The organism is Streptomyces sp. NPDC007971 (assembly GCF_042958635.1).
GTDB lineage: Bacteria > Actinomycetota > Actinomycetes > Streptomycetales > Streptomycetaceae > Streptomyces.
Window position 1 is genome coordinate 280,901 of sequence record NZ_JBIBJK010000009.1, and the last position, 22,686, is coordinate 303,586.

Genomic DNA, 22,686 nt, shown 5'->3' on the forward strand with positions numbered 1-22,686 from the left:
CGATTGGCCTTCCTCAACTCACGGTCGCGGCAGTCGCGCCGGCCGAAGACGGTGACATGCCCGGCCGTTGTCCGAGGCCTGTTCGGCGGCGTCCGGCATGTCCACGGCCGGATTGCCGCCCCACCGTGCGTACGGGGGGACTTCCTCGCCCTTCATGAGGAAGGAATCGGGCGCCAGCACGGCGCAGTCGCCCACCGTCACGCCGTAGTGCACATGGGCGCCGACGCCCAGCGTGCAGCCGGCACCGACCGTGGTGCCGTCGGACTTGAACGTGCCGTCCTCCTGCGAGTGGCACTGGATCTTGCTGCCGGCGTTGAGGGTGCAGTCGTCGCCGATGGTGGTGAGCGACCGCTCCGTCAGATAGCAGCCGTCGTCGAAGACCCTGTGGCCGATCCGTACCCCCAGCAGCCGCCAGACCAGCGCCTTGTAGGGCGTTCCGTTGAAGATGTTGAGGTAGTGGTCCGGCACCTTCCACAGGCGCTCGTGCCACCAGAAGTAGGGGTCGTAGATGGAGCACAGCCGGGGACGCAGTGCACGGAACGACGCGATGCACCGCTCCAGCAGCACGAAGTACAGGGTGCTGAAGGTCAGCGTGATGGCCAGGTATCCGGCGATCACCACGTGACCGACCACTCCGTACAGATCCGCGGACGCGAGCCCGAACAGCGTGAGCGCAAAGGTGTGCAGCCACCGCACGAACAGCATGAGTGCCATCGAGCGGATGTTGTAACGGTTCTTCGCGGTGAGACGACTGCGGAAGGTGTCACCGGCCCTGAGGTCGTCGAACCGCGTGTCACGCTCCACCGTCCGGGGAATCTCGAAGCACGGTGATCCGAGCAGCCCCACGTTCTCCCGGACCTCGCCGTCGAGGGGCACCATCACCTTCGTCGCGAGCAGGCAGTTCGTCCCCGTTCTGCCGCCCGAGGGATAGGCGATGTTGTTGCCGAGGAAGTTGTGCGCCCCGATCGACGTACGGGACAGCCGGAAGGAGGTGCTGGAGAAGTCCGCGTTGAGGATGGAGAGCCCGTCGGCCACCATCGTTCCGCTGCCGACGGACACCAGCAGCGGGTTCTCGTGGTGCACCTCGGTACCGAAGTTCGACCCGGTCTGCTCGACCCGTGACAGGTCGTATCCGATGCCACGGAGGTAGTGCACGATGTACGAGCTGTCGCCGAAGAGCCAGGCGAAGAACCTGATGTTCGTCATGCGGGCGGTCGCCTGGTGCACCGCGTAGCGGAATCCGTAGAGCGGATAGACCCGGTCCGGCTCCAGAGCCAGACTCAGCAGCCGCGGAACGGTGCACAGGGCGACGAGCCCCAGGACGACGAAGCCGAGGAACAGCACGAGGGACAGTTCCAGCGCGTCGGGGATCAGCGCCGTCCGCTTGAGCGCGGCCGTCTGCGGGTCGAGGCGCTGGCCGATCGCCGGTACCTCGGTGAACAGCATGTAGATTCCGCCGACGGCGATCGGGATGTACAGGAGGAAGAGCTGGAGCAGGCTGGCGAGGGCGAACCACGCCCGGCGCGGGGTGCCGCACCTGGCCGGCGCGATCCGCACGTAGTCGGTCTGCGTGGGCTGCGCAGGGGAGCCGTGCCAGTGGGCGCCGTCCGGGACCGTCTGGCCGCGGTGCAGGGCGGAGGCATGGCCGAGCTGTGCGCCGTCGCCCATCGTCGTGTCGATGTCCAGGACGGTCTTCTCGCCGATGAACACGTCGCGGCCGAGGGTGATCCGGCCGGTCTGGATGCGTCCGGCGTGGGCCCGGTAGCCGAGCAGGAACGAGTCCTTGCGGATGACCGTCCCGGCACCGATCGTGAGCAGGTCGGTGCAGACCGGGACGGACGGGGAGAGGATCGTGACGCCCTTGCCGATCCGCGCACCGAGGGCCCGGAGATACATCACGTACAGCGGATTTCCGACGAACAGAATCATCGGATTCGCATGCAGCAGTACCTTGACGAGCCAGAAGCGCAGATATCTCGGTCCCCACAGGGGAAATTCGCCCGGTTTCCAACGGCCGATGAGAACCCATTTGGCCACGATCGGAAGAGTGCAGAGAGCGAGAAACCCGATCCCTCCGAACAGGAGCGACCGCGTATAGATGTCGGCCAGTCCCTTACCGGCGGCGATCCATCCGTATCCGCTGTCGGCGACAAATCCCGCGACCAGGGAATATCCCAGGAATACCAGCAACTGGATTGCACCGCAGACTGCATGGGTGAGCCTGCTCGCGCGGGTCACCGGAGCCGCCGGCTGCTCGGGCGCCCACGTCGCGACGGGGGCCGACGCATCAGCGGGAGCCTGCTGGGCGAACGAGGCCGCCAGGCTGCGGATCGTGGGGTGCCGGTAGATGTCCTTCATGGACGGGGACGGCAGGTCCGGCTGTTTCCTCACCCGTGCACAGAACTGGGCCATGACCAGGGAGTTGGCGCCGAGGTCGGTGAAGAAGTGACTGTCGACCGGAACGCGCTCGGCGGACACGACGTCGGCCAGTGCATCCGCGAGTCTTCTCTCGACATCTGTCGCAGTGCCGGACCCGCTCCGCCGGGTGACGGTGCTTTCGTCCGGCCGGGATATAGGGACCTCGGAGGACTGCTCCACCATTCGATCTCCTGGAGGACGTCTGGGTCGCCGACGGCCGCCGGTGGCGGGTCTGGGGGCCCTCAAGGGCATAAGAAAAGCCCGCGGAACCATCGGAAGCTCAAGGCGCGTGCTCTTTTCTGATCACGAACCGTTCGCTTCAGTTTCGGTCCGTCATCGGGAGGCTGCCACTTCGGATCGACTCCCTGGGTGGGCGCGGAATGCCCGACGGGCCCGTTTTCCCTGGTTCCCCCCAGGACCGGGGCATGAGAGCGATCACCCGAATGGCCGCCTCTGCGGCAGGGCCGCTGTGAGTTCTCCCACCTCCTCTTGCCCTGGCGGGTAAGGCGTACCTACGTTCGATGGCATGTCCTCCCATCACCCCACCCTTCCTGACGAACCGGATGAAAACGCCGCCGAGGGCGGGTCCGCGCCGGTCGAGTTCTCCCTCGACCTGAGCGGCCACGAGATGCTCCGGCGGACGCACGTTCTGGCCGCCCTGGGACCCGACTGGGACCCCGTCGCGGCTCTGCGCGGCGAGGAGGAGGCGTACGACCTGCTGTACTCCGGCCTCAGCGCGGAGCAGCAGCGCATCTACGACGAACTCGTCGCGGCCGGTGTGCTCCCGGCCCGTGGGGGCGGCGATGCTGCCGCTTGACCCGCAGGCCGACATCGGCCGCCGGGCCTGGGTGGCCTGTCCGAACTGCGACGACCGCCGCAGGTGCAGGACGTGCCAGGAGGGGCGGACGTGCCACGGGCACTGGCGCTACCTGCTCTCCAACACCGGCAGCCTGCTCCACCTGCAGTGCCCGTCCTGCACCCACGTCTGGACCCACGAGACGTACTTCGGCGCCACCCGGTCCGACCCACCGGCCTGAGACGCCACCCGGTCCGACCCACCGGCCTGAGACGCCACCCGGTCCGACCCGCCGGCCTGAGGCGCCGGCCGGCCCGAGCCGCCCGGCAGGGATGCCGGGCCCGGGCGTCGGACGGCCGATGTGCGACGTCGGCGTGAGGCATCGGCGTGAGGGCGCGGCGTGCGGCGTCGGTGCAGGGGCGTCGGCGTGAAACGTCGGTGTGCGGTGGCCCGTGAGGGGCGTCAGGGCGCGGTGAACAGGGTCGGGAAGCGTGGCGCCAGCCACGGTTTGGGACCCCACGCGAGGATCTGCCCCTGGGCGATGGCACGCCAGGGATTGAGCCGGCCCAGCGCGATGAGCAGGAACGCGACCGGCTCCAGCAGGATGGTGCAGTCGGCGCGGTACGCGGGCGCCCCGGCCGTCACCTGCACGGCGCCGTCCGCCAGGGACACGCCGAACTCCTCGCCCCCGCGCAGCCGGATCCGGTAGCGGGCCGTGAGGCCGGCCGTGGCCGTGGCGTCGGCGACGCGCGGCATGACCGAGAGCATGAACGGCATGCACAGGCTCACCCGCACGCGGTCCAGCATGTGCGGACGGTTCATGGCGCGGGCCAGGTCGTACCCGTGGCCCAGCATGTGCGTGAGCAGGTAGGACGCGAGAACGGACCGCTGCATGGGGCCCAGGGGCGAGTCCGGTACCGGGCCGTCGGAGGCCTCGTCGGCCATGGGCCGTGCCACGGCGTCCAGGAATGCTCCGGCCTGGTCCGCGATCATCGTTGCCAGGGGCTCCGCGCGGCGCTCCCCGAAGGTGTCGAGGGACTGTGCGTTGGCCGAGGCCAAGCTCTGGGGTGTGCCGTCCCCGTAGGGGCGCTCACGCCCGGCCGCCAGGTCGGCCATCAGTTCGTTGGCCAGGGCCAGGTGGGCGGCCGCCTCGCCGACGGTCCACTCCGATCCCGGCACCGCGAGGCCCGTGTCGGGTGCGCCCCGAAGCAATGCGGCGATCTCCTCGGCGGTCCCTCGGATCGCCTGTCCCAGCCCCTCGGGCAATGCCGCTGAGCCGTCCTGTCGTACTGTCCCGTGCACGCTGTCCGATCCCCTCCCGGCGGGCACGCGTCACGCGCCCGTGGAGCCGGTACCCAACCAGACCCGAGGGGCGCGCGGCAAGACCCCGCGCGCCCCTCGGCCGGTCCCGCCGCTCAGCGGCTGCCCGTCCAGGTGTGGGCCACGTCGATCACCAGACGGTCGGACAGCTGGAGCACCCGGAACGGCAGGCGGGCGCGGACGCCGAGACCGATCTGGGTCTCGCCCTCGAAGCTGCCCGCGAAACGGGTGTCCCTGAAGGTGCGGTAGCCGCTCAGACGGACGCCCGGAAGGGGCCGTCCGGCCCGCCCCGGGTAGGTGGACGCGCCGGTCGCCGGGTCGTAGCTCGGCGCACCGACATGGATGTCGAGCACGGCCCCGCCGCCGACCGGGATGTACCGGCCGCTCGCGGTCTGGTGGAGCCGGTCGACGTATCTGACGTAGTAGCCGATGCGGCCGCCGCCCGGTACGTCGATCACCAGCCGGTCGAAGCAGTCGTGCCGGCCGGTCCTGATGTCCTTCAGCGGTACGGCCCCGGCGGTTGCGCCACCCTTGGCGCCACTGCCCCAGCCGGTCGGACAGGCCGCGGCCTGCGCGACGGCCGCCGGTGCGGCGCCCGCCGTGGTCGTCGCCGCGGCCCACCCGGTTCCGGCGAGCACGAGTGCGGCTATCGCGGCTCCGATTCGTTGCATGATGTCCCCCTTGGTCGAGCCATCCTGTTATGGGAGGAGACATATGGGTGTGGGGGATGGTTGCACGCGGAGTCGGCCGGATTTCCGGGAATTGCGGCCGTCGTGTCGACCGGTCGCCCCCACGGCTCGCACGCCCTCGTGCGGGCCCGCCGTCCCGGTCCTGACGGCAGCCGGCAGCCGGGGCCTGCGGAGCTCAGGGCTGCCCGGACGGCTCGTCGGGAGCGGCGGGCAGGGCGAGGTGGGCGAGATCGCTCGGCGGCGGTGACTTCACCGGCCACAGGGGCGCGGCGGTCCCGTCGGCGAGCGCGGCCGGGGCGTCGGTGAGGTTCATGCGCTCGCGCAGGCGGCCGTAGAAGTCCATCGGGCCCAGGCGGACCGCTTTGAGCCGGCGGGGGGCGGCGTACACGCCGATCCAGTCCCCGGGGTCGAGCACCCCTCGCAGCTGGCCGTCGATGCTGACGGCGGCCTGGCCCGACCGTTCGAGCACACGCAGGGCGATGGGCTCGTCGGGGGCGGCCACCACGGACCGGTTGAAGGTCATGTGCGGGGCGACCGGTGTGAAGACGAGGCCTTCCGCGCGGGGCGAGACGACCGGGCCGCCGGCGGCGAAACTGTACGCGGTCGAGCCCGTGGGGGTGGCCACCAGGAGCGCGTCCGCGGAGTAGGACGCGAGGAGCCGGCCGGCCAGATAGACGCCGACCGACACCTGCCGGTCCCGGGCCAGCTTCTCCACGACGACGTCGTTCAGCGCGGTGACGTTCAGGGCGACGCCCCAGTCGTCACCGCTCACGCACTCCATACGCACCGGGGGCGGGGGGAGCATCGGGTTACGGCCGGACCGCACCAGTGCCTCCATCTGCTGGGGCACCTTCAGCCGGCACGAGGCCCGCAGGGTCAGCAGCATCCGGCTCTCGACGGTGATCCGCCCCTCCTGCACGGCGTCCAGCGCCGTGCGCACGGCCGGGGCGGGCACCTCCGTCAGGAACCCGACCCGCCCGAGGTCGACGCCGAGGACCATGACGTCGCTCTCGGCCGCCAGCCGGGCCCCGCGCAGGAAGGTCCCGTCGCCGCCCAGCGTGACGATCAGCTCCGGATCGCCCGCGGTGTCGATCTCCTCCCGGGCGCTGTGCCGTGCGCCGCTGCGCCACACGTCGATGTCGGCGCACCCCACGGCATGCTCGGCACACCACTCGCGCACGGCCTGCGCCGCGGCCACGGCCTCCGCCCGTCCGCTGTGCACGACCAGGCCGATACGGTTCACCGTCATACCCGACTCCCAGCTGGCTCGCCCAGGGAGCCATCCTCACCGCGAACCGGCCCCGCACCTCATACGCCACGCCGCCGCTCCGGGTCCCGGACCGCCGCCCGGGCGTTCGTGCCGGTCCGGCCCGGTTCTCGTCACCGCCGTGTCACAGGTGATCCACGGCGGAACTCCTGGTCCGGCAACCCTGTCTCCGTCGGTGAACACCGGCCCGGAGCCGGTGGACCTGTGCACTTCGGACATCGGGGGACCCCATGCAGTACCGCAACACCATCCGCGTCGCCGTGTCGGCGACGGCCGTGATCGCGGCCGCGCTCTCGCTGTCGGCCTGCCAGTCGGGCGGCGGCGATCCGGCGGCCGGTACGTCGTCTCCGGCCCCGACCACGGCGGCACCCTCGCCCACGGCCTCCTCCTCGGCTTCCTCGACGAGCCCGGGCACCGGTGGCTCGCGGCCCTCCGGGACCGCCTCGACCGCGGGGAGCGCGCCGGCCTCTCCCGCGTCCGCCACGTCGACCGGCTCCGCGCCGGCCTGTGCGGCGTCGGCCGTCGAGGCAGGTGCCCGCCAGGCCGCCGAGCGCCCGGACGGCACGGGCGTCGGAGCGGCGGTGGTGGAGTTCACCAACGTCTCCGGCCGGACCTGCGTCCTGAGCGGATTCCCGACGGTGGCCGGCGCGGGCAACGGCTCGCCCGCGCACAACGCCCCGCTGACGGTGACCCGCAAGGGTGCCGCCTCGGCGGTCCGGGTCGCGCCCGGCGGCAAGGCATGGGTGAAGCTGACCTTCGTGCAGGTGCAGGGAGAGGGCGACGGCTACTGCGTGTCCGGCGCGAAGCCCGTCGCGTACCCGACGCTGGTGGTCGGTCTGCCCGGGGCGGGCTCCCACCAGGTCGCTCTGTCCGACGGTCTGTTCGCCGAGTGCGACAACAAGGTCACGGCGACCGCGGTCTCGGCTGTGAAGCCCGCCTGACGCGCCCGCTCGGGACTGCCCCCGGCTCGACGCCGGGGGCGGCCCCGACGGTGCGGGGTGCGCCGCCGGACGGCTCGGGGCGGGCCGTCAGCGGGCCCGGGTGGTGGAGACGGCTGTCCGGGCCGCCCGTTCCACCAGTGCGACCCCGTCCTTCATCGACTTGTTGCCGTCCGAGAGCACCGCGACCAGGTAGTGGTGGCCGCCGGTGGTGATCCGGCCGACGCTGTTCACGTCCCACAGGTTGGTCGTGTTGCGCTGCAGCCAGCCGTTCTTCAGTTCCCACCCGGATCCGGCGGCCGCGGAGACGCCCCAGGACTGCTCGTCGGCGACCTTGCCCATCAGCGTGCGGATGTAGGCCCGGGAGGCGTCGTCGAGCGCGGTCCCGGACCCCGTCCCCTTGGCCGCGCCGGTGTCGAACACCGTGCGCAGCAGGCGTATCTGGTCGCTCGCGGTGGTCCGGGTCAGTCCCCATTTGCCGCCGGGGCCGCCCGTGGTGGAGGTCAGTCCGAGCCGCTTGTTCGCCTTCTGGAGACCCGGGGCGAGCCCGATGCGCCGCCACAGGTCGTTCGCCGCCGCGTTGTCGCTGTGCTCGATCATCTTCTCCGCCTGGGCGCGCTCCTGCGCGGTCAGGCCGTGCCCGGAGTCCCGCGCCTGGAGCAGCCTCGCCGCGAGGATGTCGACCTTGATGATGCTCGCCGTGTCGTAGGGGGCGTCGGCGCCGTACAGCGCGGGCTGCCGGCCCGTGCCGTCCAGATCGAGCACCGCGGCCGTCACCCGGGCCTTCCCCTGTGCCCGCACCGTGGAGGGGAAGTCGGCCGTGGTGGATCCGGCCGGTCCCGACGCGGCGGCCGCCGTCGCGGGGGCGAGCGCTCCGGCCGCGAACAGCGCCGCCACCGCGGCCGCGAGCCCCCCGGTGAGAGCGGTGCGCCTTCCCGGTATCCGCGGACGCGACGGGGGAGGAGTGCGGTACGGCATGGTGAGGGGCCTCAGCAGGTCGGGGGAGCGAACTCGGCACGGCGAACGTAAACAAAACGCCCGCGAGGCGAAGTGACCGCTGCCACGAGAACGCCCCTTTGGTGCCGTTTGTGACAAGAGCGACACCGTCACCGGCCGTGGCGCGCGGTGACCGGCCGGGTTCCCGGACGCCGTCCGGTGGCTCCGTTGCGGTGTCCGCCGCATTGGCGGGGGAACAATGTGACCAGAGGGGCGACCCGGCCTCAGGAGGCGGCATGAGCACATCAGCGGAGCCAAGGGTGTCCGGCCTTGAGGTCCGGTCGATCGACTACGTCCCCCTGAGCGAGCGGCACGGCAAGCTCTGGCATCTGGGCCCGCTGTGGTTCATGTCCAACGCCCAGATCGCGACCCTGGCCGTGGGACTGATCAGCATCACCGAGGGCGGCAACCTCATCTGGTCGCTGCTGGCCATCGTCTCCGGAACCGTAATCGGCACCTTCTTCATGGCCTTCCACTCGGCCCAGGGCCCCCAGCTGGGACTGCCGCAGATGATCCAGTCGCGGCCCCAGTTCGGCTATGTCGGTGCCCTGCTGGTGTGGCTCTTCGCCTATGTGCAGTACGCGGGATTCAACGTCTTCAACAGCATCCTCGCCGCCGACGCGCTGCACACCACGCTGCACGGCAGCGTCAAGCTCTGGGTGGTCGTGGTCACCGCGGTCGCGCTCGTCGTCGCGCTGGTCGGCTACGACATCATCCACAAGGCCGAGCGGATCCTGACGTACACCTTCCTCGTCGTCTTCGGGATCTTCACCGTGGGCGTCCTGGTCACCCTCCACTATCCGGCGGGCTCCTTCGACCTCGGCGCCTTCAAGGCGACGCCGTTCCTCGCCCAGTTCGGCGTGGTCGCCGGCTACCAGATCAGCTGGGCCATCTACGTCTCGGACTACTCGCGCTACCTCCCGCCCGACGTGACCGTCAGGAAGACCTTCTACTGGACCTACTTCGGCTCCGCGCTCGGCGGGATCTGGCTGATGGTGCTCGGGGCGATGCTGGCCGCGTGGGCCGGAAAGGACTTCGAGACGATCGCGTCGATCAACGCCGCCGGCGACAAGGTCTTCGACGGCTTCGGTGCGCTCGTCCTGCTCTTCGCCACCCTGGGCCTGGTGTCCGTCACCGCGCTGAACATGTACGGCGGTTCACTGACCCTCATCAGTGCCATCGACTCGTTCAAGCGGGTCCGGCCGACGCTGGGCGCACGCCTGCTGACCATCGGGCTGACCGCCGCGCTCTCCCTGGTCGGCGCGCTGGCCGCGACCTCCAACTTCCTTGCGAACTTCAACAACTTCCTGCTGCTGGTGCTCTACCTGTTCATCCCGTGGACCGCGGTGAACCTGATGGACTACTACGTCGTGCGCCGCGGGCACTACGCCGTCGCGGAGATCTTCAACCCGAACGGGATCTACGGGCGTTGGGGCTGGCACGGCATCATCTCGTACCTGGTCGGCTTCGCCGTCATGGTCCCGTTCTTCTCCGTCGGGACCCTGTACGTCGGCCCCGTCGCCAAGGCGCTCGGCGGAGCCGACATCTCCCTGTTCATCGGGCTGCCGGTCGCCGCGGCGCTGTACTGGTGGCTGACCCGTTCGATCGACGTGGCGGCCGAGACGCGCGTGGCCGAGGCGGAGGCCGCGGCCCTGGAGCAGGCGGCACACGAGCACCGGGAGCCCTGACCTGCCGTAGCCCCGGGTTCGCGGGGTGCGGGACGACAGCCGCCATGTTGGCCGTGGGCACGTGGACCGGTGAGCGGGCTGCGCCGTCGCGGTGCGCGGCCCGCTCCGGCATCGCCGGGGCGTCCGAGGGGGGTGATCCACCTCCCCCGATCAATTATCTGCGCGGCGCAGGGAAGTGTCGCTATATTTGTCTTCGCCGCGCAATCAATGTGCGACGCAGACGTATGTCCCCCCGTGTGTTCGCCCTCTCGCGAACCCTCCCTTCAGGAGTGCCCCGATGCTCACCATCGCCGTCACCGGTGCGACCGGCGCCCAGGGCGGTGCCACCGCCCGTGCCCTGCTGGCCGCCGGCCACCAGGTCCGAGCCCTCACCCGTACCCCCGCCGCACCGGAGGCCGAGGCTCTGCGCCGGCTCGGCGCCGACGTCCGTCGCGCCGACTTCGACGACAGCCTCTCCCTCGACGCCGCCCTCGCGGGCGCCGACTCGCTCTTCGCGGTGACGACCCCGTTCGGCACGGACACCGCGACCGAGGTCCGCCAGGGCAAGGCCCTGCTGGACGCGGCGGTGGCCGAGGGCGTCGGCCACATCGTGTTCACCTCGGCCGCGCACGCCGACCGGGGCACAGGCATCCCGCACTACGACAGCAAGGACGAGATCGAGTGCCACCTGAGGGCCACGGACATCCCCTGGACGGTCATCGCCCCGGCGGCCTTCATGGACAACTTCGCCTCCGGGTGGACCCTGGAGGGCCTGCGCGAGAACACCTTCGCCTGGCCCATGCCGGCCGACCGCCCCCTGACGCTGATACCCGCCGAGGACATCGGCGCCTTCGCCGCCCTGGTCCTGCAGCGCCGCGCCGCCTTCACCGGCCGCAGGATCGACATCGCCTCCGACGAACTCAGCGCCGCCCGGATCGCCGCCGTCCTCTCGGCCGCCACCGATCGCCCCATCACCCACCACGAGGTGCCCCTGTCCCAGGTCCGCACCCACTCGCACGACCTCGCCGCGATGTTCGCCTACTTCGGCAGCACCGGCCTCGACGTCGATGTCACCGGTCTGCGCCGCGCCCACCCGGAGGTGGGCTGGCACACCTTCGCCGACTGGGCCGCAGCCCAGGAATGGCCCGTCCTGCTGGCCCCGGCCGCGCGGGAAACCCCTCTGCCGTGACCCGCAAGCGCGCCCCGGCCCCGCGGGAAGCCCACCTGCCGTGCCCCGGAGCCGCGCCGCGGCCCCGGGGCACGGCCGCGGCGTCCGGAGGAGCCGCTCACTCCTCGTGGGACGGCGTCCAGTGGTGGTCACAGAACCAGCGCCCGAACAGCGCACCCCCGTACACCACGAACCCGACGCCGATCAGCCATGACTCCACCACCAGCACGGTCCCGACCCCGCCGTAGCTCAGCGCATTGGTGACGATGAGGGGGGCGAAGACGAGAGAGGAGAAGGCCCGGAGGCCGGCCAGGCCGACGACGGTCGCGAGCGCGCCAGGCAGCAGGGTGCGCCAGTGGACCTGACCGCCCAGCAGGAAGCGCTGGCCCCACCAGAAGAACGCCACCGCGCTGAGCACGGACACCACGATCCGCTGCATCCCGTGCAGCGCCGTCCGGGTCTGCACCTCCTGGTAGAGGTAGGCGGTCAGCACGGCCAGCCAGGTCACCTGCCGCCAGACACGGTGCCAGGGGCCGGCCGCGAGAGCCCAGACCCGCTCGTAACCGTTCTGCACGCTGCCCGCGAACGACACGCCGAACACCGCCAGCAGGACCAGGCTCAGCACACTGGTGGTGCCGACGACCTCGCGCGGCGGGCTGATGATCCCGGTCAGCGCATCGGCGGACTGCCCGGACAGCCCCATGCCGTCCGACAGCCACGAGGCGAAGCCGCCCCGCACCAGCGGGTCGGCCGCGGCGACCACGATCAGCAGCGGAGCCAGCGTCACCAGGGCCAGCGTGGCGAACCCCATGGCCCGGTGCATCAGCTCCAGCTCACGGCCGCGCCGGAACAGGATGCGCACTCCGAGCCACTCCCAAGCGCGGTGGAGGCCGCGCCGCCACTGCCTCACGGGTCCCTCCCGTGCTCGCCGCACCGTGCTCGTCGAGGGTCTCGTGCGCCGCCGGCATCGCGCGGGCGGCCCGCGACGAGTCTCTGCAGCCATGATCGGACGAAAGACGCCGACTCGCCCGGCCGGACATGCCGCAGGGCCCCGCGATCCCGGGCGGGAGACCGGGCTCAGGTACCGGACTTGATCGTCTTCATGGTCAGGTGGGAGTCGATGCGCAGGACGCAGGGCAGCCCGCTCAGCTTCTCCGTGAGAAAGGACTCGTAGGCGGCGTGGTCGGCGACGGCCACGCGGACGAAATAGTCGGGGCGGCCGTACATGCGCCGGAACTCGATCACCTCCTCGTACGAGGCCACCGTGTCCTCGAACTCCAGGAAGGTCGTCCGGTCGTTGGCGCTGACCTCGACGTCGACGAGGACCTCCAGCCCGCGGCCCACGGCCCCGGGATCGACGACGGCCCGGTACCCGGCGATGACACCGGCCTCCTCCAGCCGCTTGACCCTCCGCAGGCACGGCGGCGGGGTCAGCCCCACCCGCTGGGCCAGCTCGACGTTGGTCAGCCGCCCGTCCTGACGCAGGTGGTACAGAATGTCTCGATCGATGGCATCGAGTTTCACTTCATTGCGCATCCACCCATCGTAGAGACATTATCGGCAACCAAATGGCGTGGAATTCTTCCTAAAATGTCTCCATGCGAACTTCCCCCGCCGTCGCCGACCGCCTGGCCCGGACCGGTCCCACACCTCCACCCCCAAAGGCCTCCGAGGCACGGGCCGCGTTCGAGGACTCCGCCTCCGTGGGACTCGGCTTCGTCCCGCTCGGCATCGCCTTCGGGGTGCTCGTCACCCACGCCGGCGTCGGCTGGTGGTGGGCGAGCCTGTCCAGCGCGCTGGTCTACGGCGGATCGTTCGAGTTCCTGCTGATCGGACTGGTCACCGCCGGCGCACCGCTGTTCTCCGTCGCCGTCTCCGCGTTCCTGGTGAACCTGCGGCACATGTTCTACGCCCTCTCCTTCCCGCTCGACCGGGTCAAGGGGCGGCTCGGGAGGACGTACAGCACGTTCGCCCTGTGCGACGAGGCGTACGCGCTGGCTGCCGGGCACCGGGGCCGCTCCTGGTCCGGCCCGCGCATCCTGTGGGTGCAGCTGTTCCTGCACCTGTACTGGGCCGGGGGCGCCACCGCGGGTGCCCTGCTCGGTTCCCTCGTACCCGACAGCGTCACCGGGCTGGACTTCGCACTGACCGCGCTGTTCACGGTGCTGTTGCTCGACGCCGTCCGCGACCGGCGGGGCGATCTGCCCACCCCCGTGCTCGCGCTCCTCAGCGCCCTCGCCGCCCGGCTGCTCGACCCCGGCCGGCTGCTGCCGGTCGCCTTCGCCCTGTTCACCGCCGGGCTCCTGGTCCGGTACCTCGCCACCGGCAGGAGGCCCAGCCATGCCTGACACGACCTACCTCGTCGCCGCGGTCCTCGTCTCAGCCACCGTGACCTGGTCCCTGCGTGCCCTGCCGTTCGCCGTCCTCGCCCCGATGCGCGCGAGCGGCACCGTCCGGTACCTCAGCACCCGCATGCCCGTCGGGATCATGGTCATCCTGGTCGTCTACTGTCTACGCGACCTACCGCTGACCCACGCGGGTGCGGCGGCCCCGCTCGCGGCTCTGGCCGTCACCGTGGGACTGCACCTGTGGCGTCGCAACGCCCTGCTGAGCATCCTCGGCGGCACCGCCGTCCACGTGGCGCTGGCCAGTACGGTCTTCGCTCGCTGAGACCGCCGTAAAACAGGACGCCCGGTGAGACGGCCGGTCAGAAGAGAACCGACCGGCGTCATCACCGGGGCGTTGTCGTCACCCGCTGTGTGCGCGGGTGAGCGTCGGTCAGACCGTGCCGCTCTTGGCGATCGTGACCTTCGCGCTGGTCCTGCCGCTCTGGCTGCCCAGCTTCTCGACGGCGTCGACGACGTCCTGGCCCTCGACGACCTCGCCGAAGACGACGTGCTTGCCGTCCAGCCAGTTGGTGACGATCGTGGTGATGAAGAACTGCGAGCCGTTGGTGTTCTTGCCTGCGTTCGCCATGCTCAGCAGGTACGGGCGGGTGTGCTTGAGCTCGAAGTTCTCGTCGGCGAACTTCTCGCCGTAGATGCTCTTGCCGCCGGTGCCGTCGCCCCGCGTGAAGTCGCCGCCCTGCAGCATGAACTGCGGGATGACGCGGTGGAAGGAGGAACCCTCGTATCCGAAGCCGTGCTCGCCGGTGGCCAGCTCACGGAAGTTCTTCGCGGTCTTGGGGACCACGTCGTCGTACAGCTTGAAGACGATCCGGCCGGCCGGCTGGTCGTCGATGGTGATGTCGAAGTACACGTTGTCACTCATGGCGATCAACTTACCGTTGACCAGTGCCGCGATGTGCAGAAGGGTCGGTTTGAACGTCTGTGTCGTGCGCCGGGCCCGGGAACGAAGGGGAGGAACCCGAGGTGAACGAGGGCTGGGAGTGGGACGAGACCCTGTGCGCCGGGACGGCCCCGTACTACGCGCGCGGCCGGCTTCCGTACGCCCCGGGGCTGGCCGAGGTGCTCGGGCCGGACGGGACCGGGCGGCTGATCGACGTGGGCTGCGGGCCCGGGACCCTGACCCTTCCCCTCTCCCCCCTTTCGACGAGGTCGTGGGCGTGGATCCCGACCCCGGGATGCTCGCCGAGGCCGCACGCCGGGCCGCCGCCGGAACAGGGGCCGGCACGGTGCGCTGGGTGCGGATGCGTGCCGAGGATCTTCCCGCCGGGCTGGGCGCCTTCACCGTGGCCGTCTTCGCCCAGTCCTTCCACTGGATGGTCCGAGACCGCGTGGCGGCCACCGTGTTCGGCATGCTCGGGCCCGGCGGCGCGCTGGTGCACGTCTCCGACCTGAAGGGCGAGCGGCTCGGCACCGAGGGCCTGCCGTATCCCGTTGCGCCGTACCCGGCCATCGGCGAACCCTCCCCGACGGGCCGGTTCTGCGAACGCAGGCCCGGCCCCGCGGTGTTCGTGTGGCGCAAGCCGTCCGTGTCCCGCACGGACGAGCCGGCGGAGAGGACCTGAACGACCCGCGCCGATCCGGTCGACGGGGACGGCCCGGCCGGGACGGGCCGCCCTACGGGTACGACACCACGGTCGAGGGCGTGGTGGACGTGCCCGAGGTCGGTGATCCCGTCTCGTTGACGACGTGCTCGTACTGGCCGTTGCCACCGAGCGAGACCACCAGCAGGTTGTGGAACCTCACCCCCGGGCGGTTCGGCGCGGCGAAACCGTTGTGCTGCACGATCGAGGGATCGGCGTTGTAGTAGCAGTAGCTGCCCAGGCCCCAGCCCTCGTGCGTGGTGACGTCGTCACCGACCTTGTAGGCCGCGTAGCCCTTGACGGAACCGTTCTGGATCGCGGCCTGGTTCGGGGCGTCGTACGCCTTCTCGTTCTGGAAGAAGATCGTGCGGCCGCGCCGGCCGTTCCACTGCACGTCGTACTTGTTGAAGTGTTCCACGAACAGGCCCGTGCACAGGACGTCGTCGCCGTTGACGACGATGCCGTAGTCGGCGCGGTTGGTCTCCCAGCCGACGCCGGTTCCGTGGTCGGCGCGCCAGACCCAGGTGTGGTCGACGATGGTGTGCCGGCTGTTGACCACCATGCTCGTGGTCGCCCTGCCGGCGCCCGCGCCGCCGATGCGCACGAAGACGTCCTGCACGGTCGTCGGATTGGCTGAGTGGTCCAAGGACGCACCCATCGGGCCGACCTCCAGCAGCGTGGGGGAGTTGACCGGCCCGGCGTCGATGAGGAAGCCGGCGAGCCGCACCCCGTCGACGTCGGCGACCTTCATGACCGTCGTCCCGTTGTCGGGTACGAGGGTCGCGTATCCCAGGCCCAGCACCACGGTGCCCGCACGGCTCACCTGGATCGGCCGGTCCACGTGGTAGATGCCCGGCGTCAGCAGCAGGTGGAGTCCCTGGGCCAGCGCCTGGTTGAGGGTCGCCGCGCTGACGCCCGGCTTGGCGACGTAGAACTGCGACAGCGGCACGGAGGCGCCCCGTGGTGTGCCGTTGCCCCAGGTGACACCGCGGGCGTCGGTCCGCAGCTCCGGCAGGAAGACCCGGAACTCACTGCCGCTGACGTACAGGAACGGCTTCTCCCGGGAGACCGGGGTGGAGTCGAGCGTGGTGTACGGAGGGTTCGGGAAGCTCTGCGCGGGGGCGCCCTGGACGCCGGAGAACACCATGTTCCACACGCCGTTGAGCCAGCTGCCGATGACGCTGTCGCGGGTGTACCACTGCTGTTGAGAGTAGGGCCCGACCTGACCGTCGATCCGGCTGTCCGCGATGTAGCCGCCGCTCGCCCAGCCGTAGCCGGACGGCGCGAGGTTGAGCCCGCCGCGCACATGCATACGGCGGAAGGGGGCGGCCTGCGCCACCGCCCAGCGATCGGTGCCGTTCGCGGGGGCCAGGGCCAGGTTCTCCGCCGAACGCCAGAAGTTCTGCGTGGCGTTGCCGTTGAACCAGCCCGCGTCGACCGTCACGTCGCCGTTGATCGTCGTGTCGTCCGGGGAGAGGCCGAGACCCGCGACGGACGTGTAGAAGCCGAGCTGGGCGTTCAGGCCGCTGTAGGTGCCCGGTTTGAACAGCAGCGCATAGCGGCCGGTGCCGAACTGGGCCGACTCCTGCTGCCGGAAGACCTGGTCGAGCCTGTCCTGGATGCCGGGCGTGGACGGGTCGAAGACGAGCACGTTCGGACCGAGGTCGCCCCCGCCGGGCAGGGCGCGGGGTGACGTGCGGGACGCGGTCGCGGCACGGGCCGGTGTGGACACGCCCGCGAGTACGGGCACGGCGGCCGCCGCGGCGCCGAGAACAGCCCGGCGACCGAAGCGCGGCGCGGAAGGGGAGGAGGGGGAGGAGCTGGGCATGCGCGGCTCTCCTTGTTCAGGAAATGAACGAAGTGGGGGCTGGGGAGCGCTCTCTCGACGTTGGATGCTTCATTGGCCTGAACGATGCGTCAAGGGTTACGGCCGAATTACCGTTCGCTGCATCGGAGTTGGCGTCATGGTCGGACGGTGGCACCTTCGAGAAGTGAGGGAAAGAGGCTGCCGTGGAAGACATGGCGGCATACCGGTCGGCGGGCGTGGCGGTACACCGGGCGGTGGGCATGGCGGCATACCAGGAGGCGGACTGATCTGCGGAACAGGAGGCGGACACGGCTGCGGACTTGGCTGCGAAAGGGGCAGCGGACTTGGGCCGTCTGCACGGCGAGCACGTCCGCGGTATCCGTACCGGGACGACGGCGGTCGTGTGCGTCTGGGCACTGGTGGTACGGAGACGGGGTGGCGATGTTCTCGGACCGCCGGCGCCCTGCGCTGCGGCTCGCCACGCTCCTTCGGTCGTCGCGGGTGGTGGCCGGAGCGGGCAGGGGAGCGGGGAGTGGGTGGAGGCCGGTGGGCAGGGGCAGTGGTCGTCGCCGTCAGACGGTCTTGCGGGCCACGCCTCCGTAGACACCGATCTCCTGGGACCTCGGCGGTGGCGTGGTGTCCGGGCGCCAGAACGGCACCTGGGTCAGGCCCGGCTCGACCAGCTCGAAGCCGTCGAAGAACCGCTCGACCTCGGTGCGGGAGCGCAGGTTCAGGGTGGCCGTCGCCTTGTTGTAGACGGCCTGGGCCGCGCTGCGGTCCGCGAAGTCGCCCGTGGCGTGCGAGAGCACCAGGAAGCTGCCGGCCGGCAGGGCGTCGCGCAGGGCGGCGACGATCTGCGCGGGCTGCTCCGCGTCGGTGAGGAAGTGCAGGACGGCCACGAGGAGCAGGGCGACCGGCTCGTCGAAGTCGATGGTGCGACGGACGTCGGGGTGGTCCACGACGGCCCGAGGGTCGCGCAGGTCGCCGAGCACGACGCTGGTCGCGCCGGACTTGCTGAGCAGCGCGTTCGCGTGGGCGGCCACGATCGGGTCGTTGTCGACGTAGGCGACCCGCACCTGCGGAGCCGTCTCGTGGGCGACCTCGTGCACGTTCGGCGAGGTGGGCAGTCCGGTGCCGATGTCGAGGATCTGGCGTACGCCGTGGGCGACGACGTACCGGACGGCGCGCTGCAGGAACGCGCGGTTGGCCTGCAGGCCGATGCGGACCTCGGGCGCGGCGGCGGCGAGTTCGTCGCCGGCCCGCTGGTCCACCGCGTAGTTGTCCTTGCCGCCCAGCAGGTAGTCGTAGATCCGCGCAGGGTGCGGTCTGCTGGTGTCGATCTCCGTGCCCCGGAAACCGTCCTGTCCCACGCTGCGCTCCTCTCGACGGCCGGCACGGTCCCGCCCGTGACCGGCCGACGACAGCCTCTCACATCAACTCCGTTGCTTTGGCCAGAAGTTGCCCCTGGGTCGCACCGGCGGCCTTGCGGTCAGGGCAGGGTGCGGCACAGCAGGGCGGCGGGACCGGGCCGGCTGCCCACCCGGGTGGTGAAGGCGATCCCGGCGGCGTACTCGTTCGCCGCGCACTGGCCCTTGTAGTCGCCGTGGGCGAAGTCGCCGCCCGCCGCGTCACCGGGACGGTTGTCGGACCGGTCGAACCACACCGTGCGCCCGGCCCCCGACAGCGGCACCCGGCCCGGCACGCACAGGGCCGCCGACAGACGCTCCCCACGCACGCTGTAGCCGATCAGGAAGGAACCCGCCGGACACTGGAACTTGGTGTATCCCGACGCCCAGTCGCCGCCCGCCGGGACGTGGCGCTCGTCGACGACGACCGTCTGAGCCGTGCCGGAGGCCCGCAGGTCCGGCTCACCGGTGTCGGTGCACAGGCCGCGACCGCTGGTGTGGCTCAGGCCGGTCAGACGCAGCCCGTCGGGGCAGGCGGCCTTGTACGCCCCGCGATCCCAGTCGCCGGTGTCCCGCACGCGCAGGGACTCCACCGCGTCCCCGTGGTCGGTGCTGAGCATGCGCCAGGTGGGAACGCCCGCCACGGGACCGGTCTCGCTCGGCGCGGTCATCAGGTGCTGCCATGCCGCATCGCGCCAGTCGCCGGAGTCGAGGAGGCCGGTGCGGTGCCCTGCACTGTCGTAGCGCAGCAGCGCCCAGTCGTCGTGGCCCTCGAAGCCGACCAGCGGCCAGTAGGCGAAGTCGGCGTCGTGGTCGGCGAAGTAGTCGGTGACGTTGCCGAACCAGGCACGGGCCACCGCGTTCGTCTCGTTCGCGCCGATGCCGAACTCGCTGACCCAGACTGGTGCGGTGTAGTGTCGGCCGGTCTCCTCGACGTAGAAGGCCTCGTCGTCGAGGGCCGCGTCCAACTGGTCGCGGGTCAGATCCTGGTAGCGCGGGTCATGGGTCTCGCCGAGACCCGTGGCACCGCTGTGGTGCGGACCGGTGTAGCCGTAGAAGTGGGCAGAGTACACCAGCTTGTGGGCGTCGACGAGAGTGTGCGAGAGGGTGCGCACCGGCGTGAGCACCGGCCGGCCGTGGGGCAGCCCGTCCACCGGTACGCCGGTCCAGTTGATGCCCTCGATGACGATGAGGAGACGCGGGTTGGCCTCGGTGAGGATGCGGTCGCCGGCGAGCTGGGCGGCGGCGTACCAGTCGTGGGAGTCGCCCAGGCCCCAGTTGGGATCGTCCAGCACGTCGCGTCGGACCTCGTTGTACAGGTCGGCTCCGACCACGCGGGGGACATGCGCATAGCGGCGGGCCATGAAGACCCAGTCGTCGGCCCACTGCTGGGTGGACAGACCGCTGTTCCACCGCTCGTTGCCGTCCACGCCGCAGCACCATCGGGACGTATGGGTGTGGTTGTTGAGGATGACGGCGAAACCGTCGCGGTCGAGCGCGTCGACCACGGCGTCGAAGACTTGCAAGGGCGTCCGGCCCCGCAGCTCGGGGTTGGCCGCCACCGCGGCGTCCGGGACGGGGGTGGTGCTGTGGATCATCTCGTTGGAGAACGGCAGCCGGACGGTGTTGATCCCCAGCTGACGGAAGTCGGAGAGCAGCCGGTCGAGCGGGACGCGGTCCAGCCCGAGGGGGATGCCGTACGAGTCCTGGCCGGCGTGATGGTTGGCGGGGTCGGTGATGCTGCCGCTGCCCGTCCACGATCCCTGGGCTCCGTCCCAGTTGGCGGCCTTCAGACGGAAGCGGTCGCCGTGGGCGTCGACGATGTAGCGGCCCTGTGTGGACAGGGGCGCGGTCCAGGTGTCCGGGGCGGGTGCCGGGTCCGTGGCCCGGGCTGCCCGTGACGCGGGCGGCGGCGCGGCCAAGGCCGGTGTCGTCTGCGCCGTCAGGAGCAGGAGCCCCGCGGCCGTTCCGGTCAGACGCAGCACAGCTGGTGCAATCCACATGGGGGCAGCCCTCGGTCGTCGGGGGATTACGGGTGGCGGTGGAGACGAGCCGCAAGGGGCGGGCGGTGTGTCTCCGGGGCAGTACCGTGCACGGTGGGGCGCGTAAGGTCCAGCTCGTCGGCAGGAATCAGTCGAACACGAGCGCACGGCAGTGTCGAACACGAGCGCACGGCAATGTCGAACACGAGCGCACGGCAGTGTCGAACACGAGTGGGCGGCAGTGTCGCAAACGAGCGGCGCCTGCGTGGAACGCGAGCGGACGCCGCAGCCGAACAGGAGCAGGCGCCGAACAGCAGCGGACTGCCATGTGCAACACGGCGAGTGGCCATGTGTTCCACGGCGAACGGCTGTCTGTACCACGGCGAAAGGCTGGGCATACCACGGCGAACCGCCTTGCGGCACACGGGCGGACGGCCTTCGGGCGGGTCAGCCCCCGCTGCGGTGCCGATGACTGCCCGGCCCTTCCGGTTGGAGCCGCCGCACCGGATGCGCTCGGCCCCTAGGGGACGACTCCGGTCCCAGCCGGGGTTGTTCCTGATGGTGGCGGTGGGAAGCGGGCCTGCAGCATGGGGACATGACGAAGACACAGCCGAGCGGGAACCGGGTCCGGCGGGGGCGTGGCCTGCGTGCCGCCGCACTCTGTACGGCCCTGCTCGCGAACCTCGCGATTGCTGCCCTTCCTGCTCAGGCCGCGACATCCTCTGCGCCCGCCGCGCAGCAGACCCGGATGCGGCTGCCGCTCCCGACCGGCAGGTTCCAGGTCGGCGAGACGACGCTGCATCTCGCCGACACCTCCCGCCGCGACCCCTGGCACACCGACGAGCCCGACCGCGAGCTGATGGTCGGCGTGTACTACCCCACGACACACGTGACCGGCCGTCCTGCCGCGCCCTACATGCTGCCCAAAGCCGCGGCACACTTCGACTCGGTGACCGCGAACAACTACCTCGGGATGCATGTGCCGACCGGGCGGGCCGACTGGGCGGCCACCGTCACGCACGCCGCACAGGGGGCCCCGGTCGCCCGGGGCGACGGGAAGCGGCCCGTGCTGCTCTACTCGCCGGGGCTGGGGGAACCCCGGACCTGGGGCACCACGCTCGTGACGGATCTCGCCAGTCGCGGCTACGTCGTGGTCACCATCGACAACACCTACGAATCCCCCGAGGTGGAGTTCCCCGACGGGGCGCTGGCCACGCTGGACCTCTCCGACGACGCCGACGCGTTCATCAAGAAGGCCCTGACGGTGAGGGACGCCGACACCGGTTTCGTGCTGGACCAGATGGGCCTGGTGAACGCCGGCCGGAATCCCGACGTGGACGGCAAGCCGCTGCCCCGTGGCCTCGCCGGCACGCTCGATCTGTCCAGGGTCGGCATGTTCGGCCACTCGCTGGGCGGCACCGCTGCCGCCACGGCCATGGACAGGGACCCGCGGATCCGCGCCGGAATCGATCTGGACGGCAATCTGACCAACTTCGACGGCACGCCGATGCCCGTGGCCGAGCACGGACTCGACCGACCGTTCCTGCTGATGGGGAAGGACGGAGACACCGACACCGGCCCGGGCTGGGACGCGTTCCGGGCTCATACACCCGGCTGGACCCGCCAGCTCAAGCTGCTCGGCTCCGAGCACGCCTCCTTCACCGACGCGGAGGCCCTGCTCCCGCAGTTGCACCTGCGGCGCGCCGTCCGGGAGAAGGACATCGGCACGATCGATCCGGCGAACGCCGTGCGGACCGACGAGGCCTATGTGTCCGCGTTCTTCGACCACTGGCTGCGCGGGACCGACGGCCATCTGCTGGACGGTCCCTCACCCCGGTACCCGGACATGAAGTTCGTCGACTGAGCGTTTTCAGCGTTACCGCTCCAGGGTGAGGAGGGCCTCGGCAGTTGACGACACTCGATTCGTGTTGCACCAGGCTCTTCCGAAGATGTGCCAAGACCTCAGACGGGCCGCGCATGCCCCGTTCAACAGGCGCTCTCGCTGCGGAGAACGCCTGTTTGACCATGCGCTGCCCTCGGCGATCTCGAGCGTGTCTCTGCCGGTGACCGCTGTGCCGTCGGCAGGGGGCCGGGGGAGCCCGGTGACCCTCTCGGCGAGCGCGCCGGCTGACAGCGCGCTGGAACGTGCGGTGCCCGAGGGAGCCGTCTTCGGTGGTCGTTGAAAGAGCGGCCAGGTGCCGTGTGGAGGCGTTCTGGGCATGACTGACGTCGGGGCGGCGGTAG

The 22,686-nt window shown here is 70.8% G+C and carries 19 protein-coding genes and 1 pseudogene; 9 read left to right on the forward strand and 11 right to left on the reverse strand.

Annotated elements, in window-relative coordinates; all coding sequences use genetic code 11:
- Positions 1 to 18 precede the first annotated feature (18 nt).
- Positions 19 to 2,601, reverse strand: coding sequence for a Pls/PosA family non-ribosomal peptide synthetase (locus ACFZCP_RS21195; RefSeq protein ID WP_391428777.1), 2,583 nt, complete (start codon positions 2,599 to 2,601; stop codon positions 19 to 21).
- A gap of 343 nt (positions 2,602 to 2,944) precedes the next feature.
- Here ACFZCP_RS21195 and ACFZCP_RS21200 point away from each other — a divergent pair, with 343 nt between their 5' ends.
- Positions 2,945 to 3,235 carry a DUF6400 family protein gene (locus ACFZCP_RS21200; RefSeq protein ID WP_362696386.1) on the forward strand — a complete coding sequence of 97 codons (291 nt, stop codon included), beginning with the start codon at positions 2,945 to 2,947 and terminating at the stop codon, positions 3,233 to 3,235.
- Positions 3,222 to 3,455, forward strand: coding sequence for a hypothetical protein (locus tag ACFZCP_RS21205; protein WP_391428780.1), 234 nt, complete (start codon positions 3,222 to 3,224; stop codon positions 3,453 to 3,455). Before ACFZCP_RS21200 ends, ACFZCP_RS21205 begins: the two co-directional genes overlap by 14 nt.
- 221 nt (positions 3,456 to 3,676) lie before the next feature.
- Here the strand turns inward: ACFZCP_RS21205 and ACFZCP_RS21210 are convergent, their stop codons facing one another.
- The 3 genes from ACFZCP_RS21210 to ACFZCP_RS21220 all read right to left on the reverse strand — a co-directional run bounded on the left by ACFZCP_RS21210 (position 3,677) and on the right by ACFZCP_RS21220 (position 6,472).
- Positions 3,677 to 4,480 carry a maleylpyruvate isomerase family mycothiol-dependent enzyme gene (locus ACFZCP_RS21210; protein ID WP_391428782.1) on the reverse strand — a complete coding sequence of 268 codons (804 nt, stop codon included), beginning with the start codon at positions 4,478 to 4,480 and terminating at the stop codon, positions 3,677 to 3,679.
- Between the two features lie 149 nt (positions 4,481 to 4,629).
- The gene (locus ACFZCP_RS21215; RefSeq protein WP_362696392.1) at positions 4,630 to 5,205 is read right to left on the reverse strand and encodes a hypothetical protein; all 576 of its coding nucleotides are present in this window, start codon (positions 5,203 to 5,205) and stop codon (positions 4,630 to 4,632) included.
- A gap of 193 nt (positions 5,206 to 5,398) precedes the next feature.
- Positions 5,399 to 6,472, reverse strand: a complete 1,074-nt coding sequence (locus ACFZCP_RS21220; protein ID WP_391428784.1) for an NAD(+)/NADH kinase — start codon at positions 6,470 to 6,472, stop codon at positions 5,399 to 5,401.
- A 248-nt stretch (positions 6,473 to 6,720) separates the two neighbouring features.
- Here ACFZCP_RS21220 and ACFZCP_RS21225 point away from each other — a divergent pair, with 248 nt between their 5' ends.
- Positions 6,721 to 7,431 (forward strand): DUF4232 domain-containing protein, encoded by a 711-nt coding sequence (locus tag ACFZCP_RS21225; RefSeq protein ID WP_391428786.1) that lies wholly within the window; start codon positions 6,721 to 6,723, stop codon positions 7,429 to 7,431.
- A gap of 87 nt (positions 7,432 to 7,518) precedes the next feature.
- On the opposite strand, the gene ACFZCP_RS21230 is transcribed toward ACFZCP_RS21225, so the two are convergent.
- Positions 7,519 to 8,406 (reverse strand): serine hydrolase, encoded by an 888-nt coding sequence (locus ACFZCP_RS21230; RefSeq protein WP_391428789.1) that lies wholly within the window; start codon positions 8,404 to 8,406, stop codon positions 7,519 to 7,521.
- A 254-nt stretch (positions 8,407 to 8,660) separates the two neighbouring features.
- Here ACFZCP_RS21230 and ACFZCP_RS21235 point away from each other — a divergent pair, with 254 nt between their 5' ends.
- Together ACFZCP_RS21235 and ACFZCP_RS21240 are read left to right on the forward strand one after the other, a co-directional pair.
- Complete coding sequence (locus ACFZCP_RS21235) at positions 8,661 to 10,112, forward strand: cytosine permease (protein WP_362696400.1); 1,452 nt, start codon at positions 8,661 to 8,663, stop codon at positions 10,110 to 10,112.
- 277 nt (positions 10,113 to 10,389) lie between these two features.
- Entirely contained in the window at positions 10,390 to 11,280 is an 891-nt protein-coding gene (locus ACFZCP_RS21240; RefSeq protein WP_391428791.1) for an NmrA family NAD(P)-binding protein, read from the forward strand.
- Between the two features lie 97 nt (positions 11,281 to 11,377).
- Here ACFZCP_RS21240 and ACFZCP_RS21245 read toward each other — a convergent pair whose 3' ends face one another.
- Both ACFZCP_RS21245 and ACFZCP_RS21250 read right to left on the reverse strand, forming a co-directional pair.
- A complete protein-coding gene (locus ACFZCP_RS21245; RefSeq protein WP_391428793.1) occupies positions 11,378 to 12,169 on the reverse strand; it encodes a ribonuclease BN in 792 nt (263 codons plus the stop codon).
- 167 nt (positions 12,170 to 12,336) lie between these two features.
- A complete protein-coding gene (locus ACFZCP_RS21250) occupies positions 12,337 to 12,795 on the reverse strand; it encodes a winged helix-turn-helix transcriptional regulator (RefSeq protein WP_391428795.1) in 459 nt (152 codons plus the stop codon).
- A 62-nt stretch (positions 12,796 to 12,857) separates the two neighbouring features.
- Here ACFZCP_RS21250 and ACFZCP_RS21255 point away from each other — a divergent pair, with 62 nt between their 5' ends.
- Both ACFZCP_RS21255 and ACFZCP_RS21260 read left to right on the forward strand, forming a co-directional pair.
- Positions 12,858 to 13,607 (forward strand): AzlC family ABC transporter permease, encoded by a 750-nt coding sequence (locus ACFZCP_RS21255; protein ID WP_391428797.1) that lies wholly within the window; start codon positions 12,858 to 12,860, stop codon positions 13,605 to 13,607.
- Positions 13,600 to 13,929 carry an AzlD domain-containing protein gene (locus tag ACFZCP_RS21260; protein ID WP_391428799.1) on the forward strand — a complete coding sequence of 110 codons (330 nt, stop codon included), beginning with the start codon at positions 13,600 to 13,602 and terminating at the stop codon, positions 13,927 to 13,929. Before ACFZCP_RS21255 ends, ACFZCP_RS21260 begins: the two co-directional genes overlap by 8 nt.
- 108 nt (positions 13,930 to 14,037) lie before the next feature.
- Here ACFZCP_RS21260 and ACFZCP_RS21265 read toward each other — a convergent pair whose 3' ends face one another.
- Positions 14,038 to 14,529, reverse strand: a complete 492-nt coding sequence (locus tag ACFZCP_RS21265; protein ID WP_391428801.1) for a peptidylprolyl isomerase — start codon at positions 14,527 to 14,529, stop codon at positions 14,038 to 14,040.
- 101 nt (positions 14,530 to 14,630) lie between these two features.
- On the opposite strand from ACFZCP_RS21265, the pseudogene ACFZCP_RS21270 reads away from it, so the two are divergent.
- Positions 14,631 to 15,118 (forward strand): annotated as a pseudogene (locus tag ACFZCP_RS21270) (class I SAM-dependent methyltransferase); the annotation flags it as partial.
- Between the two features lie 163 nt (positions 15,119 to 15,281).
- On the opposite strand, the gene ACFZCP_RS21275 reads toward ACFZCP_RS21270, so the two are convergent.
- The 3 genes from ACFZCP_RS21275 to ACFZCP_RS21285 all read right to left on the reverse strand — a co-directional run bounded on the left by ACFZCP_RS21275 (position 15,282) and on the right by ACFZCP_RS21285 (position 20,463).
- Positions 15,282 to 17,075: a coagulation factor 5/8 type domain-containing protein gene (locus ACFZCP_RS21275; RefSeq protein WP_391428803.1), complete on the reverse strand. Its 1,794-nt coding sequence runs from the start codon at positions 17,073 to 17,075 to the stop codon at positions 15,282 to 15,284.
- A 551-nt stretch (positions 17,076 to 17,626) separates the two neighbouring features.
- Positions 17,627 to 18,424, reverse strand: coding sequence for an SAM-dependent methyltransferase (locus ACFZCP_RS21280; protein ID WP_391428805.1), 798 nt, complete (start codon positions 18,422 to 18,424; stop codon positions 17,627 to 17,629).
- A 119-nt stretch (positions 18,425 to 18,543) separates the two neighbouring features.
- Positions 18,544 to 20,463: a cellulase family glycosylhydrolase gene (locus tag ACFZCP_RS21285; protein WP_391428807.1), complete on the reverse strand. Its 1,920-nt coding sequence runs from the start codon at positions 20,461 to 20,463 to the stop codon at positions 18,544 to 18,546.
- 574 nt (positions 20,464 to 21,037) lie between these two features.
- Here ACFZCP_RS21285 and ACFZCP_RS21290 point away from each other — a divergent pair.
- Positions 21,038 to 22,306, forward strand: a complete 1,269-nt coding sequence (locus ACFZCP_RS21290) for an alpha/beta hydrolase family protein (protein ID WP_391428809.1) — start codon at positions 21,038 to 21,040, stop codon at positions 22,304 to 22,306.
- The last annotated feature ends 380 nt before the right edge of the window (positions 22,307 to 22,686 follow it).